The 15,279-nt window shown below is 64.9% G+C and carries 16 protein-coding genes and 1 pseudogene; 12 read left to right on the forward strand and 5 right to left on the reverse strand.

The window, feature by feature from the left end:
* Positions 1-33: 33 nt before the first annotated feature.
* The 8 genes from fabD (at position 34) to DB032_RS04200 (ending at position 8,250) form a co-directional block, all read left to right on the forward strand.
* Positions 34-963 carry an ACP S-malonyltransferase gene (gene fabD / locus DB032_RS04165; RefSeq protein WP_107798368.1) on the forward strand — a complete coding sequence of 310 codons (930 nt, stop codon included), beginning with the start codon at positions 34-36 and terminating at the stop codon, positions 961-963.
* Between the two features lie 52 nt (positions 964-1,015).
* The gene (gene fabG / locus DB032_RS04170; RefSeq protein ID WP_107798369.1) at positions 1,016-1,753 is read left to right on the forward strand and encodes a 3-oxoacyl-ACP reductase FabG; all 738 of its coding nucleotides are present in this window, start codon (positions 1,016-1,018) and stop codon (positions 1,751-1,753) included.
* A 106-nt stretch (positions 1,754-1,859) separates the two neighbouring features.
* Positions 1,860-2,099, forward strand: a complete 240-nt coding sequence (gene acpP, locus DB032_RS04175; protein ID WP_019103041.1) for an acyl carrier protein — start codon at positions 1,860-1,862, stop codon at positions 2,097-2,099.
* Between the two features lie 177 nt (positions 2,100-2,276).
* Positions 2,277-3,518, forward strand: coding sequence for a beta-ketoacyl-ACP synthase II (fabF, locus tag DB032_RS04180; protein WP_107798370.1), 1,242 nt, complete (start codon positions 2,277-2,279; stop codon positions 3,516-3,518).
* A gap of 126 nt (positions 3,519-3,644) precedes the next feature.
* Positions 3,645-4,937 carry an aminodeoxychorismate synthase component I gene (locus DB032_RS04185; protein WP_107798371.1) on the forward strand — a complete coding sequence of 431 codons (1,293 nt, stop codon included), beginning with the start codon at positions 3,645-3,647 and terminating at the stop codon, positions 4,935-4,937.
* A complete protein-coding gene (gene pabC, locus DB032_RS04190; protein WP_107798372.1) occupies positions 4,937-5,749 on the forward strand; it encodes an aminodeoxychorismate lyase in 813 nt (270 codons plus the stop codon). The genes DB032_RS04185 and pabC overlap by 1 nt, the downstream gene beginning before the upstream one ends.
* Positions 5,750-5,947: 198 nt before the next feature.
* Positions 5,948-7,129 carry a dicarboxylate/amino acid:cation symporter gene (locus DB032_RS04195; protein ID WP_107798373.1) on the forward strand — a complete coding sequence of 394 codons (1,182 nt, stop codon included), beginning with the start codon at positions 5,948-5,950 and terminating at the stop codon, positions 7,127-7,129.
* Positions 7,130-7,377: 248 nt separating this feature from the next.
* The gene (locus DB032_RS04200) at positions 7,378-8,250 is read left to right on the forward strand and encodes an EAL domain-containing protein (protein WP_107798374.1); all 873 of its coding nucleotides are present in this window, start codon (positions 7,378-7,380) and stop codon (positions 8,248-8,250) included.
* 132 nt (positions 8,251-8,382) lie between these two features.
* Here the strand turns inward: DB032_RS04200 and DB032_RS04205 are convergent, their stop codons facing one another.
* The gene (locus DB032_RS04205; protein ID WP_107798375.1) at positions 8,383-8,652 is read right to left on the reverse strand and encodes a DUF4936 family protein; all 270 of its coding nucleotides are present in this window, start codon (positions 8,650-8,652) and stop codon (positions 8,383-8,385) included.
* 93 nt (positions 8,653-8,745) lie between these two features.
* On the opposite strand from DB032_RS04205, the gene DB032_RS04210 reads away from it, so the two are divergent.
* A complete protein-coding gene (locus DB032_RS04210) occupies positions 8,746-9,648 on the forward strand; it encodes a prephenate dehydrogenase/arogenate dehydrogenase family protein (protein ID WP_199225808.1) in 903 nt (300 codons plus the stop codon).
* A gap of 3 nt (positions 9,649-9,651) precedes the next feature.
* Positions 9,652-10,405, forward strand: a pseudogene (locus DB032_RS04215) (SDR family oxidoreductase).
* Here the strand turns inward: DB032_RS04215 and DB032_RS04220 are convergent.
* The gene (locus DB032_RS04220; protein WP_107798377.1) at positions 10,389-11,291 is read right to left on the reverse strand and encodes a LysR family transcriptional regulator; all 903 of its coding nucleotides are present in this window, start codon (positions 11,289-11,291) and stop codon (positions 10,389-10,391) included. The pseudogene DB032_RS04215 and the gene DB032_RS04220 overlap by 17 nt on opposite strands.
* Positions 11,292-11,392: 101 nt before the next feature.
* On the opposite strand from DB032_RS04220, the gene DB032_RS04225 reads away from it, so the two are divergent.
* Complete coding sequence (locus tag DB032_RS04225; protein WP_107798378.1) at positions 11,393-12,655, forward strand: MFS transporter; 1,263 nt, start codon at positions 11,393-11,395, stop codon at positions 12,653-12,655.
* A gap of 171 nt (positions 12,656-12,826) precedes the next feature.
* Here the strand turns inward: DB032_RS04225 and mnmA are convergent, their stop codons facing one another.
* The 3 genes from mnmA to DB032_RS04240 are packed head-to-tail and all read right to left on the reverse strand — an operon-like array spanning position 12,827 to position 14,929.
* Positions 12,827-13,903 carry a tRNA 2-thiouridine(34) synthase MnmA gene (mnmA, locus tag DB032_RS04230; RefSeq protein ID WP_107798379.1) on the reverse strand — a complete coding sequence of 359 codons (1,077 nt, stop codon included), beginning with the start codon at positions 13,901-13,903 and terminating at the stop codon, positions 12,827-12,829.
* Positions 13,900-14,448, reverse strand: a complete 549-nt coding sequence (locus DB032_RS04235) for a hypothetical protein (RefSeq protein ID WP_233246647.1) — start codon at positions 14,446-14,448, stop codon at positions 13,900-13,902. Before DB032_RS04235 ends, mnmA begins: the two co-directional genes overlap by 4 nt.
* A gap of 28 nt (positions 14,449-14,476) precedes the next feature.
* Positions 14,477-14,929 carry an NUDIX hydrolase gene (locus DB032_RS04240; RefSeq protein WP_107798381.1) on the reverse strand — a complete coding sequence of 151 codons (453 nt, stop codon included), beginning with the start codon at positions 14,927-14,929 and terminating at the stop codon, positions 14,477-14,479.
* Between the two features lie 107 nt (positions 14,930-15,036).
* Here DB032_RS04240 and DB032_RS24865 point away from each other — a divergent pair, with 107 nt between their 5' ends.
* Positions 15,037-15,237 (forward strand): bacterioferritin-associated ferredoxin, encoded by a 201-nt coding sequence (locus DB032_RS24865; RefSeq protein ID WP_019103980.1) that lies wholly within the window; start codon positions 15,037-15,039, stop codon positions 15,235-15,237.
* Positions 15,238-15,279 lie beyond the last annotated feature (42 nt).

The following is a 15,279-nucleotide window of genomic DNA, read 5'->3' on the forward strand; positions in this document are numbered from 1 at the left end:
GTCATTCTTGCGTCGAATTCTCTGGAGTCGACTATGGCGTTTGCTTTTCTGTTCCCGGGCCAAGGCTCGCAAAGCTTGAAAATGATGGACGGCTTTGCCGACCTCCCCGTGGTGAAACACACTTTTGACGAAGCATCGGACGCCTTGAGCGTCGACCTGTGGGCGATGCTGCAGGCGGACTCGGCCGACGAGATCAACGCCACCGTCAATACCCAGCCCATCATGCTGGCCGCCGGCTACGCCACTTATCTGGCCTGGCAGGAGTTGAACGGCCGTCAGCCGACGCTGGTGGCAGGCCACAGCCTGGGCGAATACACCGCCCTGGTGGCGGCGGCGGCCTTGCCCTTCGCCGAAGCAGTGAAACTGGTGCGCCTGCGCGCCGAGGCGATGCAGTCCGCGGTGCCGGTGGGCGTCGGCGCGATGGCCGCCATCCTGAACCTGTCCGATGAGGACATCCGCGCCGCCTGCGCGGAAGCGGCTCAGGGCGAAGTGGTGGAAGCGGTCAATTTCAATTCGCCGGGCCAGGTGGTGATCGCCGGCCATAAGGGCGCGGTGGAGCGGGCCATGGAACAGTGCAAGGCCCGCGGCGCCAAGCGCGCGCTGCCTTTGCCGGTATCGGTGCCCTCGCATTGCGCGTTGATGCGGCCCGCGGCGGAGCAACTGGCCGCGGCGCTGGCGCAAGCGGATATCGGCGCGCCGGCCATTCCGGTGCTGCACAACGCCGACGTCGCCAGCTACAACGAGCCGGCGCAGATCCGCGACGCGCTGACCCGTCAGCTGTACATGCCGGTGCGCTGGACCGAAACCATCCAGAAGCTGGCCGCCGACGGCGTGACGCAGATGGCGGAATGCGGGCCGGGCAGAGTGCTGGCCGGCTTGGCCAAGCGCATCGACGGCAACATCAAATGCCTGGCGCTGACCGATGTGGCGGCGCTGGAAGCCGCTCGCGGCGAACTGAACTGAATGTAATGCGGCCGCGTCAAGGCGGGGCCGGAATAACGATAAGGAGACTGCAATGAGCCTGCAAGGCAAAGTGGCATTGGTCACCGGCGCATCGCGCGGCATCGGCGCGGCGATCGCCGCGGCGCTGGCGGCCGAAGGCGCCGTAGTGATCGGCACCGCGACCAGCGAGGCCGGCGCAGCGAGCATTCACGAGCGCCTGTCCGCACAGGGCGGCGCCGGCCGGGTGTTGAATGTGACCGAGGCCGGCGCGATCGACGCGCTGGTCGAATCCATCGAAAAAGAATTCGGCGCGATCGCCATCCTGGTCAATAATGCCGGCATCACCCGCGACGGCTTGCTGATGCGGATGAAGGACGAGGACTGGGACGACATCATGGACACCAATCTGAAATCGGTGTTCAAGGCGTCCAAGGCCGTGTTGCGCGGCATGATGAAAGCGCGCTTCGGCCGCATCGTCAATATCGCTTCGGTGGTGGGCGTGTCCGGCAACCCGGGCCAGACCAATTATTCGGCGGCCAAGGCCGGCATCATCGGCTTCACCAAGTCGATGGCGCGCGAGGTGGGCAGCCGCAACATCACCGTCAACTGCGTGGCCCCCGGCTTCATCGACACCGATATGACCCGCGCGCTGCCGGAAGCGCAACGCGCGGCGCTGGTCGAGCAGATCGCCCTGGGCCGCCTGGGCGACGCCAAGGATATCGCCGACGCCACCGCTTTTTTGGCGTCGGATCGCGCTGGCTATATCACCGGCCAGACGCTGCATGTCAACGGCGGCATGTTGATGCCGTGAACGAGCTTGCGGCCCGCCTGGAGATTTAGGTAGGCTGCTCTAATTTTTTTTTGTAGAATACCGGGGTTTTGTTATCCCGAATCAGAAAGGTCAAGGGTTTAAACAAATGGAAAACATCGAAGCGCGCGTTAAGAAGATCGTTGCCGAACAACTGGGCGTAAACGAAGCCGAAGTGAAAATCGAATCTTCGTTCGTGGACGATCTGGGCGCCGACTCCCTCGACACCGTTGAGCTGGTAATGGCTCTGGAAGAAGAGTTCGAGTGCGAAATTCCGGATGAAGAGGCCGAGAAGATCACCACCGTTCAGCAAGCCGTCGACTACGTCACTGCCCACCTGAACAAGTAATTCCTTCCCTTTCGAGGGGTATTAGGACCTCTGCCCGGAGCCTTCTGGTCTCTTCGCAGAGGTCTTTTGCCAAGAGGATGCCAAACGCGCGTTTGATCCCTGCCAAACCGTAGGGCATCGCAATGCGTGGACGGTCTCGTGGGGAGACTGCCCTCCCATCTCTCACGGAGATTCTTCGTGTCAAAACGCAGAGTTGTAGTAACCGGCCTGGGCCATGTGTCCCCGGTCGGCAATGATGTCGCCACCGGCTGGGCCAATTTGCTGGCCGGCAACAGCGGCATCGCCAAGATTACCCGTTTCGACGCCAGCGACATGGCTTGCCAGATCGCAGGCGAAGTGAAGGGCTTTGAGATCAGCGACTATATCTCGCCGAAGGAAGCCCGCCGCAACGACTTGTTCATCCACTACGGCATCGCCGCGGCGCTGCAAGCGGTGGCGGACGCGGGCCTGGACGACGTGCCGGGCCTGGACAAGACCCGGGTCGGCGTCAACATCGGTTCCGGCATCGGCGGCCTGCCGCTGATCGAGGAAACCGGCGTGGCCTTGATGGAGGGCGGTCCGCGCAAGATCGGCCCCTTCTTCATCCCGGGCTCGCTGATCAATCTGATCGCCGGCCAGGTGTCCATCCTGAAAGGCTATCAGGGTCCGTCCTACGGCATCGTGTCCGCCTGCACCACCGGCGCGCACTGCATCGGCGACGCGGCTAGGCTGATCCAGTACGGCGACGCCGACGTGATGGTGGCCGGCGGCGCGGAAGGCGCGGTTTCGCGCTTGGGCATCGGCGGTTTCGCCGCGATGAAGGCCTTGTCCACGCGCAACGACGATCCGGCCACGGCTTCCCGTCCCTGGGACAAGGGCCGGGACGGCTTCGTGATGGGCGAGGGCGCCGGCGTGCTGGTGCTGGAAGACTATGAGCACGCGGTCAAACGCGGCGCCAAGATCTACGCCGAGCTGATCGGCTTCGGCATGAGCTCGGACGCTCACCACATCACGGCGCCGAGCGCGGAAGGCCCGGCGCGCGGCGTGAGCAACGCGCTGCGCGACGCCGGCATCAACGCCGACCAGGTGCAGTATGTGAACGCTCACGGCACGTCCACGCCCCTGGGCGACGCCAATGAAACCACGGCGATCAAGCTGGCGTTTGGCGACCACGCCAAGAAGCTGGTGGTCAACTCCACCAAGTCGATGACCGGCCACTTGCTGGGCGGCGCCGGCGGCGTGGAGGCGATCTACACCATTCTGGCGGTGCACAACCAGGTTTCGCCGCCCACCATCAACCTGAACGATCAGGATGTGGAGGCCGGCTGCGATCTGGATTACGTGGCCAATACCGCGCGCGAGATGAAGATAGACATCGGCATCTCCAACTCCTTCGGTTTTGGCGGCACCAACGGCACGCTGGTGTTCAAGCGCGTCTGATCGTCGTCTTGTCGATTGACAGTCCGAACCGCTGCGCTACACTCGCAGCGGTTTTTCTTTGTTTTCACGCCGCCCGGGTCAAAGCGGGCGGCAAGCTGCGCCGGGCTGCCGGCCCGGGACTTCTCGATGTTCACTCAGAAACTGGATTTTGCGCCGGACCTGCTGGCGATGCATGTGGCGGATCCGCAAACCTTTCCGTATTTGATGATGTCCTCCGGCGACGCCGGCTGGGATCTGTTGCTGCTGGAAGACGGCTGCGAGCTGTTTCACGCCGGCGAGGGCGGCGATTTTCTGCGCCGCCTGGCCGAGTTCAAGCCGCAGCCGGTCGATAACCGTCATCAACTGCCTTTCGTCGGCGGGCATTTCCTTTACCTGGGCTACGATCTGCTGTCCGAATTCGAGCCCAGCGTGGCCGATGCGCTGCCGGACAGCTTTCCGCTGGCGGCGCTGGCGCGCACCCCGGCCGCGGTGCTGGTGGATCGCCGCGAGGCTTGCGGCTGGATCGTGGCGGAAAGCGCGGAGCTGTGGCAGCGTGCGCTGAGCCTGGCCCAGGCGGCGCCGGTCTTCGAGCCCTGTCCGGTGGCGTTGCGGGGCTTGGAGGAAGACCCGCCGCAGTGGTACACCGACGCGGTCGTCCGCCTCAAGCGCTACATCTACGAAGGCGATGTGTTCCAGGTGAATATTTCGCGCGGCTGGCGCGCCGAACTGGACGCCGGCGTCGCCGCGGCCGATCTCTTCGCCGCGCTGCGCCGCGCCAACCCGGCGCCGTTCTCGGCCTTGGCGGATTTCGGCGGCGCGCAGATCGTCAGCTCCTCGCCGGAGCGGCTGGTGCGGGTGCGCGACGGCTGGGCGGAAACGCGGCCCATCGCCGGCACCCATCCGCGCTCGCCGGACCCGGCGGAAGACGCCGCCTTGAAGCAGCGGCTGATTTCCAGCGTCAAGGAGCGGGCCGAGCATGTGATGCTGATCGATCTGGAGCGCAACGACCTGGGCCGCATCTGCCAGCCCGGCAGCGTGGAGGTCAACGAACTGATGGCGGTGGCCAGTTACGCCTATGTCCACCATATCGAATCCAATGTCCGCGGCCGCCTGCGTCCCGGCGTCGGCCCGGCGGAAACGCTGCGCGCCTTGTTTCCCGGCGGCACCATCACCGGCTGTCCCAAGGTGCGCACTATGCAAATCATCCGCGAACTGGAAAACAGCGCGCGCCGCGCCTATACCGGCAGCCTGGGCTATCTCAACCGCGACGGCAGCATGGACCTGAACATCCTGATCCGCACCTTTATGCAGGAGGGGAGCGCGCTGCGCTTCCGCGCCGGCGGCGGCATCGTCGCCGACTCCGATCCGGAACGCGAACTGCAGGAAACCCGCCACAAGGCGCGCGGTCTGCTGCGGGCGCTGGGCGTGGAGCAGGCCTGATGGCGATGCTGATCAACGGCGGGCCCGGCGATCGGATCGCCGCGGCGGACCGCGGCCTGGCCTACGGCGACGGCGTGTTCCGCACGCTGGAGCTGCTGAACGGCCGGCCGCGCTTGTGGGCCTGGCAGTACGCGCGCCTGTGCGAGGACGCGCGCCGGCTGCGCCTGCCTCCGCCCGAAGAAGCGCTGTTGCTGGCCGAACTGGCCGCGGCGGCGGACGGCCTGCCGCGCGCGGCGGCCAAGATCGTGCTGACCCGCGGCGAAGGCGCGCGCGGCTACGCGATGCCGGAGGCGCCGTCTTGCACCCGCATCGTCAGCGCCGCGGCCTGGAACGGCTATCCGCCGGAGCGCACCGAACAGGGCGTGACGGCGCGCTGGTGCGAAACCCGCTTGGCCTTGCAGCCGGCGCTGGCCGGCATCAAGCATCTGAACCGGCTGGAGAACGTGCTGGCGCGCTCGGAATGGCGAAATCCCGCCATCGCCGAAGGCCTGATGCTGGATATGGAAGGCTGGGTGGCGGAGGGCACGATGAGCAATGTCTATCTGCTGGAAGGCGAGGCCATCGTCACGCCAAGGCTGGACCGTTGCGGCGTGAACGGCGCGGTGCGGGATTGGTTGACCGCGCATTGTTTGGATATCGGACGCTCTTTTACTGAAACGCGACTTTCCGCCCCGCGCTTGATTGACGCCGATGCGGTGTTTCTCTCCAATAGCCTGATGGGTATCTGGCAGATTACCCGCCTGGGCGAGCGTAGCTGGACGCCTCATCCGCTATTGAGCGCCCTGCGACACAGCCTGTCGCTTCAAGCCTGAGGCCAGGCGCCGGGAGGGCAGTTCCCGGCCCGCAGACAGGCCTGCCCGGACCGCGTCCGTTCTCTTGTCCATGCCGCCCTCGACGGGCGGATCTCCATTCTTCCGACTGGCGCGCCGTGTCCGGACCGGGCATGGCGGCAAGCGCACGCGCGGATCGCGAACAACATTAGACCAAAGACCAAGCTCAGAGAGGTTGCCGTGAAATTGATTCTTAAACTACTGGCCGGCATGGCGGTTGGCCTGGCGCTGGGGCTATGGGCCCCGGACGGCCCGTTGGCCCTGCTGATGACTTTCAAAGCCCTGTTCGGGCAGTTCATCGGCTTCATGATTCCGCTGATCATCGTGTTCTACATCATGAGCGGCATCGCCGCGCTGGAGTCCAACTCCGGCAAGATGCTGGGCTGGACCGTGGGGCTGGCTTACTGCTCCACCATTCTGTCCGGGCTGGCGGCTTTCGCCGTCGCCTCCGGCGTTTTGCCGTCCTTGATCGCTCAGGGCGTGCACGCCACTGACAAGCCGGCGGCGATCAAGGCCTTGTTCACGCTGGAGATCAAGCCGCTGTTCGACGTGATGACCGCGCTGATGCTGGCCTTCGTGTTCGGCCTCGGCATCGCCGTCACCCGCGCGCTGCGCCTCAAGGAGGTGGTGGATCAGGGCAAGGACATCGTCGAGCTGGTCTTGGCCAAGGTGCTGATTCCGCTGCTGCCGGCCTATATCGCCTGCGTCTTCGCCGAGATGGCGGCCGACGGTTCGGTGTTTTCCACGCTGAAGACCTTCGGCGTGGTGCTGGTGCTGGCCATCGCCATGCACTGGATCTGGCTGACCCTGCTGTACACGGTGACTGGCCTCGCCAGCGGCCGCAATCCCTGGTCCTTGATCCGCAATATGTTGCCGGCCTACCTGACTGCGCTGGGCACCATGTCGTCGGCGGCGACGATTCCGGTGGCGCTGCGCTCGGCCAAGCAGATGAAGGTGTCCGGCCCGGTGGCGGATTTCGTGATGCCCTTGTGCGCCACCATCCATCTGTGCGGCTCCACCATCACCCTGGTCACCTGCGCCACCGCGGTGATGCTGATGACGGCCGGCCTGGACGTGCCGAGCTGGGACGTGATGTTCCCCTTCATCCTGCTCCTGGGCGTGACCATGGTGGCGGCGCCGGGCGCGCCGGGCGGCGCGGTGATGTCGGCGCTGGGCATTCTGGCCAGCATGCTGCACTTCCCCGAGGCCAGCCTGGCCTTGATGATCGCGCTCTACCTGGCGCAGGACAGCTTCGGCACCGCCTGCAACGTTACCGGCGACGGCGTGATCGCGCTGTGGCTGGATCGCATCATGGGCCGGCCGGCGGAAGCGGAAGGCAAGCCGGCTTCTCAGCAGGCCTAAATCCAAGTCATAGATTTATGTGAACTATACAACGAGCATTTAATTATTTTTAGAGATAAAGAGAGCCATGTATATTGAGCGGGTCTTTCTGGCGCAGTAGAGCGCTGGCGGCTTTGTCGTCAAAGGCAGCCTCTTACTGTTTGTCGGTTCAACAGAACCGCATGCAGGTTTCTCTCGTATCCTGTTTGGGCCGAACGATGTTCGGCCTTTTTTCTTGTTTGTTTTCTTGGCGCATGCCGGGAGGCGCAATGTCGGCGATGGCGGAGTGTGAGGTAGCGGTTCTGGACCTGGGCGCGCGGCAGGCGCGGGCGGCGTTGCCGCGTCTGAATCAGATGCTGGCGCGGCATGGCTTCGAGGCGGAGCCGCTGGCCTGGCGCGAAGAGCGCGTGCGCGGCCGGCATGAGGACTGGCGCTTCCGCAGCGTCTTCCAGCCGGTGTACCGCTTGCAGGACGGGGAGCCCAAGCTGTGGTCGGTGGAGGCGCTGGCGCGGGTGTCGGACCGCTTTGGCGGCCAGCTTATTCCCACCGTGCTGTTCGCCGCGGAAACCACGCCGCGCCGCACCGTGTACGTGGACCGGCAACTGCGCTGCCTGCACCTGCTCAATTTTCTGCTGCAATCGCCGCCGCCGGGCCTGGTGCTGTCGCTCAACGTCAATGCCCAGCATCTGGTGAACGTCAGTGAGGCGCACGGGCAATTCTTCGCCGAGGCCTTGCAACTGCTGGGGGTGGAGCCGCGCCATGTCTGCCTGGAAATCGTGGAGGATGCGGTCAGCGATCCGGTGCGGCTGCACGGCGCGGTACAGCGCTACCGCGATCTGGGCTTTTTGATCTCTCTGGACGACTTTGGCCAGGGCGCGTCCAATCTGGAGCGGGTGTGGCTGCTGGAGCCGGATTACGTCAAGCTGGACAAGGTGTTGATGCGGCGCGCGCTGATGCGGCCGGCGCTGCGCGACAAGCTGGCCGAGCTGGTGGCCATCCTGAAGCTGCACGGCGCCAAGGTGGTGGGCGAGGGCATTGAAAGCGAAATGCAGCTGGACATCGCTCGCGCCGCCGGCTGCGATTTCGTCCAGGGCTTTCACTTGGCGCGGCCGACGGACAGCCTCAGCTGGCCAATTTCTTAGAACCTGTTTACGAGCTCGCGAGCTAAGGCGAAAACGGCAGAGAAAGCGGAGTGTACATGCGGTACATGAGCATTTCGAAGCGCTGCTCGCCGTGTAAGGTTTCACGACGCACGGCAGATCGTAAGCCGGTTCTTAATCCAGCGGCTGAAACCACTCCTCATGGCGGCTCAGCGCCGCCAGACCGCATTCGGCGCTGACATCTAGCCAGAGGCGGCGGAAAGCGTCGGCGTCGGCAATCCCTTCATACACTTCCATCCAGGTGCCGGCGTCGTCGCGGCGGCGCAGCAGGCGGCCGGCGACGCCGGCGCGGGCCAGGAGGCCGGCTTGCAGCGTTCGCAGCTGCGCAAGCAGGGGCGCGTTGTCCGCATCGACCTTGAAATAGCAATAAAAACTGTAGCGCATCGTATGTCCTAAGCAGGGCGCGCGGGATCGCGTCGCAACGGAGTGGTTGTCAGCCGACATTAGGCAGGTATGATAGCCGTTCTAGGTTCCGCCATGGATAGAGGAGAAGCGGTGCAGCAAGGGATGGATACCCTGGTGGTGGTGGGCGTCGGTTTGATCGGCGGCTCTTTCGCCTTGTCGCTGAAGCGCGCCGGGATGGCGCGGCATGTGATCGGCGTCGGCCGCACCCGGGAAAACCTGGAGCGGGCCTTGGAACTGGGCGTGGTGGACGAGATTAGCCAGGACTTGGCCGCCGTGGCCGAACGCGCCGATCTGGTGCTGTTGGCCTCGCCGGTGGGGCAGATGGGCGCGCTGATGGTGGCGATGGCGCCGAAGCTGAGGCCGGAGACCATCGTCACCGATGCCGGCAGCACCAAGGGCGACGTGGTGGAGTTGTACCACCGGCATCTGCCCGGCCAATTAATGCATTGCGTGCCGGCGCATCCCATCGCCGGTTCCGATCTGTCCGGCGCCGCCGCCGCGCAGTACGGCCTGTACGAAAACCGCAAGGTGGTGCTGACGCCGCTGCCGGAAACGCAGCCGCAAGCCGCGGAGCGGGTGGCGGCGCTATGGCGCGCCTGCGGCGCGGACATCCACAGCATGACGGCGGAGGAGCACGACGCGGTGTTCGCCACCGTCAGCCACCTGCCGCACTTGCTGGCTTTCGCCTATGTGGACATGGTGGCGGGCAAGGCCGACGCTGAGCGTTGCTTCGATTTCGCCGCCACCGGTTTTCGCGATTTCACCCGCATCGCCGGCAGCCATCCGGAAATGTGGACCGACATCAGCCTGGCCAACCGCGACGCGCTGCTGCAGGAGCTGGACCGCTACCGCGCCGGGCTGGACCAACTGCGCCAGATGCTGGACGCCGGCGACGGCGAGCGGCTGGCGGAGCGTTTCGGCGCGGCGCGCGGCGCGCGCACGCGCTGGCATCAGCAATTCATGCGCAAGGCTTGATCCATGAATGAGGGCAAGGTGGTGCTGATCACCGGCGCTTCGCGCGGCATAGGCGCGGCGACGGCGCGGCTGGCGGCGGCGGAGGGCTGGCGCGTCGCCGTCAATTACCGCCGCGATCGGGCCGGAGCGGAGGCCGTGGCGGCCGAGTTGCGGCATGCGGGCGCGGGACGCCGAGGCGTTTTGCGCCGATGTCTCGCTAGAGGCGGACATCGTCGGCCTGTTCGACGCGGTGGCGGGCCGCTACGGCCGCCTGGACGCCCTGGTCAACAATGCCGGCGTCACCGCGCCGATAGGCCGATTGGAGGATTACTCGGCGCAGCGGGTGGAGCAGGTGTTGCGCAGCAATGTGCTGGGGCCCATTCTCTGCTGCCGCGAGGCGGTGCGCCGGATGTCCACCCGTCATGGCGGCGTCGGCGGCGCCATCGTCAACGTTTCTTCCGCCGCGTCGCGGCTGGGCTCGGCCGGCGAGTATGTCGATTACGCCGCCAGCAAGGGCGCCGTCGACACCCTAACTCTGGGCCTGGCGCGGGAAGTGGCCGCCGAAGGCATCCGCGTCAACGCGGTGCGCCCGGGCCTGATCCACACCGGCATTCATGCCGCCAGCGGCGAGCCGGGCAGGGTGGAGCGCCTGGCCAGCAGCGTGCCGATGGGGCGCGGCGGCGCGGCCGAGGAGGTGGCGGCCGCCATCGTCTGGCTGTTGTCCGGCGCCAGCTCTTTTTGCACCGGCAGCCTGCTGGACGTCAGCGGGGGGCGTTGAGCCAGCGCTCGCGCATCAAGTTCAGAAACTGGCTGACCAGCGGCGAGTCTTCGTCCAGCCGCGTGGCCAAGCCCATCGCCAGATATGCGCCCTCGTCCAGCAACGGCACATAGCGCACGCCGGGAAGCCGCACGCATTCCAGCGGCGAGGGCAGGATGGCGATGCCGAGTCCGGCGGCCACCAGACCGATCTGCGTGATCGCCTCGCCGGCCTCCTGCCGCGGCCGCCAGTCCATGCCTTGCCGGCTCGCCAGCTCGCGCAGCACCGTGTTCAAGCCGGTGCCGGCCTCCTGCGGGTAGCCGATCAGACTTTCCCCGCGCAATTGCTCCAAGCGCAGCGCCGGCAGGCCGGCCAGCGGATGCTCGGCGCTGATTACCACCCGCAGCGCGTCTCGCTGCAACTCCACCACCGCGATGTCCGCCATCGGTTCCAGGCCGTTGAAGCGGACGAAGCCGATATCCAGCCGCCGTTGCAGCAAAGCCTGGTACTGGTCGGTGGTGAACATCTCGCGCAACTTGAGGCCGACCTCCGGGAAACGCAGACGATAGTCGTGCAGGCCGGCGTGCAGAATGGGGGACAGCGGCAGAGAAGAAGTGAAGCCTATGCTCAATTCGCCTATCTCGCCGCGCGCGGCGCGTCTGGCTTCCGCCGCGGCCAGTTCCGCGTCGGCCAGAATGCGCTGGGCCCGGCTCAGGAATTGGCGGCCGGCCTCGGTCAGTTCCACCTTGCGCTGGTGGCGGCGCAGCAGCCGCACGCCCAGCTCGGCCTCCAAGGCCTGGATCTGCTGGCTGAGCGGAGGCTGGCCGATATGCAGACGCAGGGCGGCGCGGGTGAAATGCAGTTCTTCGGCAACGGCGACGAAGTAGCGTAGATGGCGTAGTTCCATGATTGATATTTTAAAAGTATCAAATGATGGTTAAATATATATTGGACTGCGCTTTCGGCCAAGACTAAGCTCAAAGCCATATTTCGCATTGAAAGCTTTTCATGTCCGCCGATTCTTCGTCACCCTGCCTAGGCGCCGTCGTACCGCCACCGTCCGTCGCCCCCCTTCCGCCGGTCAAGCTGCACGCCGGCACCGCGGAATTCCGCGCCACCGCGCGCGCCATGTTCGTCGGCGGCTATTGCACTTTCGCCATGCTCTACGGCGCACAGCCGCTGATGCCGATGTTCGCGGAGGATTTCTCCTTGTCGCCGGCCGCTTCCAGCGGCGTGGTGTCGCTGGCCACCGGCAGCCTGGCCCTGAGCCTGATTCCCGCCGGCCTGCTGGCGGATCGCCTGGGCCGCCGCCCCTTGATGAACGCGGCGCTGGCGCTGGGCGCGCTGCTGATGCTGTTGTCGGCGCTGGCGGACAGCTTTCAGCATCTGCTGTGGCTGCGTGCGGCTTTCGGCGTGGCGCTGGCCGGCCTGCCGGCGGTGGCGATGACGTATCTGAGCGAGGAGGTGGACGCGAAATCCCTGGGCCACTCGATGGGCTTGTACATCGCCGGCAATGCCTTGGGCGGAATGAGCGGCCGTTTCATCGCCTCCTTGCTGGCGGATCATTTCGGCTGGCGCTGGGCCTTGCTGGCTTTGGCCTTGCTGGGCACGGCCGGCGCCTGGCTGTTTTGGCGCAATCTGCCGCCTTCCCGGCATTTCCAGCCGCGTCGGCATGATCTGGGCCGCATGTGGCGGGAGGCCAAGGCCCTGTTCCAAGACGCGGGTCTGCCTTACTTGTTCATCAGCGCCTTTCTGCTGTCCGGTTGTTTCGTCAGTTTGTACAACTACCTGGGTTTCCGTCTGCTGGCCGCGCCCTTCAATATGAGCCAGAGCCTGCTGGGGCTGGTGTTTTCGCTGTATATCGTCGGTGTCTGGTCATCGGCCTGGGTCGGCAAGTTGTCGGATCGCCTGGGCCGGCGCAATATGCTGTGGCTGATGGTGCTGGCCATGCTCTTGGGGCTGGCGCTGACTTTGAGCGATCACATCGTCCTGCTGGTGGCCGGCATCGCCTTGTTCACCTTCGGGTTTTTCGCCGGTCACTCCGTGGCCAGCAGCTGGGTGGGTTTGCGGGCGCGTCAGGGGAGGGCGCTGGCTTCGGCTATTTACTTGAGCGCCTACTATCTGGGCTCCAGTCTGGTGGGGTCTTTGTCCGGGCTGATGTGGGGCCGCGGCGCTTGGCAGGGCGTGGCCGCGGTCTTGGGGGCCAGCCTGGCGGCGATGCTGGCGATCAGCCTGGGCTTGAGACGGCTGCAGCCCTTGCCGCAACCTTGAGCTTGAAAGAAAAAAGCCCTGCGGTTTGGCGCAGGGCTTTTTCATCGCATCGTCGGCGCTCAGCGGACTTTGAACTGCTGCTTAGAGCCTGTTTACGATCTGGCGAGCTAGGGCGAGACAAGACGGTTTCAACGCCGTATCGCCGACGCGTAGCAGATCGTAAACAGGTTCTTATTGGATAATGCCGCCGCCCAGGCAGACGTCGCCGTCGTACAGCACCGCGGACTGGCCGGGGGTGACCGCCCATTGCTTGTCGCGGAAAGTCAGCGTGGCCTGGCCGTCGACGATGGCGGACAGATTGCAGCCGGCGTCCGCCATGCGGTAGCGGTTCTTGGCCGCGTATTCGCCGGCCGCCGGCGGCGCCGGCAGCGTCCAGCTCAGGTCGGCCATCGCCAGCGTCGGCTTCAGCAGCAGCGGGTGGTCATGGCCTTGCACCACGATCAGCTTATTGCCGGGGATGTCCTTGCCGGCGACGAACCACGGTTCTCCGGTCCCCTCGCGCGCGCCGCCTATATTCAGCCCCTTGCGCTGGCCCAGGGTGTAATACATCAGGCCGATATGCTCACCCACCACCTTGCCGTCCGGCAGCATCATCTCGCCGGGCTGGGTGGGCAGATAACGCTGCAGGAAGTCGCGGAACGGACGTTCGCCGATGAAGCAGATGCCGGTGGAGTCTTTCTTGGCCGCGGTGGGCAGGCCGGCTTCCTCGGCCAGCTTGCGCACCTCGGTCTTGCGGATGTCGCCGAGCGGGAAGATGGACTTGGCCAATTGATGCTGCTGCAAACGGTAGAGGAAGTAACTCTGATCCTTGGTGTGGTCCACCGCCTTCATCAGATAGTGGGTGCCGTCCTTTTCCAGCTTGCGCGCGTAGTGGCCGGTGGCGATGCAGTCGGCGCCCAGTTCCATCGCGTAGTCGAGAAAGGCCTTGAATTTGATTTCGGCGTTGCACAACACGTCGGGATTGGGCGTGCGGCCGGCGGAGTATTCCTTCAAGAAGTAGGAGAACACGCGGTCCTTGTACTCCTTGGCGAAATTGACGATCTCCATGTCGATGCCGACGATGTCGGCCACGCTCATCGCGTCCAGCGCGTCCTGCTTGATCGAGCAGTATTCGTCGTCGTTGTCGTCTTCCCAGTTCTGCATGAAGACGCCGATCACCTCGTGCCCCTGCTGCTTCAGCAGCGAGGCGGTCACCGAGGAGTCCACGCCGCCGGACATGCCGACGACAATTCTTTTCTTACCCGTCACGGGGAATATCCTTCCATCCAAATATCGAGGGCAAGCACCACCGGGGCTTGCCCAAAGTCCTTGAACCAGCTGTCCACCGCCCAATCCTGGCCGGAGAGCAGGTCGCGCAGCACCGCGGTGTAATGCAGGTCGAGCAGGCGCGGCGCGCGCCAGGCCGGTTTGCCCACCGTGTGGTATTGCAGCCAGCCGTGATCCTGCAGATAAGTGAGGAAGGCGGTGACATTGCTGCTGTGGTCCACGCAGTCCATGCGGCCTTCGGCGGGCCCGTCGCGGAAATTGCCGCCCTTGTCTTGCCAAATGGGCAACGTGCGCGCGGCGATGTGATAAAGCGCGGTGACGGCGTCGCTGACGGCGGAACGTTCGGTTTCCGGGCTGTTTGCGGCGGACAGGCGAGCGGCGAGCCAGGCGTCGGCTTCGGCGGAGATGTCTACGTAGGCATGTCTGGAACAGCCGTAATGGTAGCAGATATTGATGGCGCTGGCTTGTGCCGCCCATGGGACGCCGGCCAGCAGAGCCAATAGGAAAGACAATGATCTCAAGGACATGCCGGCTCCGGGCGGTGGGCTTGGGCGGTCAGCGGCCCAGATGATGGATCAGCGCCAGGGGGTGGCGTTTGCCGGCGCGATAGTCGTCCAGGCATTGTTGCACCACCGGGCTGCGATGCTGGGCGCGCAGCGAGACGATGTCCTCGTGGCTCAGCCATTGCGCGGACAGGATGCCGTCGTCCAGCCGCGGATAATCCTCGCGGCGCAAGGGGTGGCCGTAGAAGGCGAAGCGCAGATAGGTGATGTCGCTGTTGGGCCGGTCCACCAGATAAATGCCCACCAGGCCCAAGGGCCGGAAGTGCCAGCCGGTTTCCTCCAGCACTTCGCGTTTCACCGCGTCTTCCAGCGTTTCGCCGTATTCCAGATGACCGGCGGGCTGGTTGAAGCAGATGCCGTCGCTGGTCACCTCTTCCACCATCAGGTAGCGCCCGTCCAGCTCAATGACTGCCGCAACTGTCGCATTTGGTTTCCACTGCGTCATGGTCTGCGCTTTCTTGTTGACAATGATTCTTGTTTGAATCTATATTCTTGATAACGATTCTCGATTACTTTAACTCAATCCCGTCTTCATTCACCACCGGAACTGCCATGTACGTTTGCCTCTGCCACGCTGTAACTGACAAGCAAATCCGCGAAGCGGTACACAACGGGGCAACCCGCATGTGCGATCTGAGCCGCGAGCTTGGGGTGGCGACCGATTGCGGCAAGTGCGCCTGCATGGCTAACCAACTTCGCAAGGAGGCTGTCCACGCGCTTGGTCCGGCTTCGACCGCGCGCAGCGCCGCTTAATTCCTGACCCCGTCTGTTGCTTAGTCTCGGCCAAGGCCGGAC

Origin of the sequence: Chromobacterium sp. Panama (assembly GCF_003052555.1) — a bacterium.
Classification (GTDB): domain Bacteria; phylum Pseudomonadota; class Gammaproteobacteria; order Burkholderiales; family Chromobacteriaceae; genus Chromobacterium.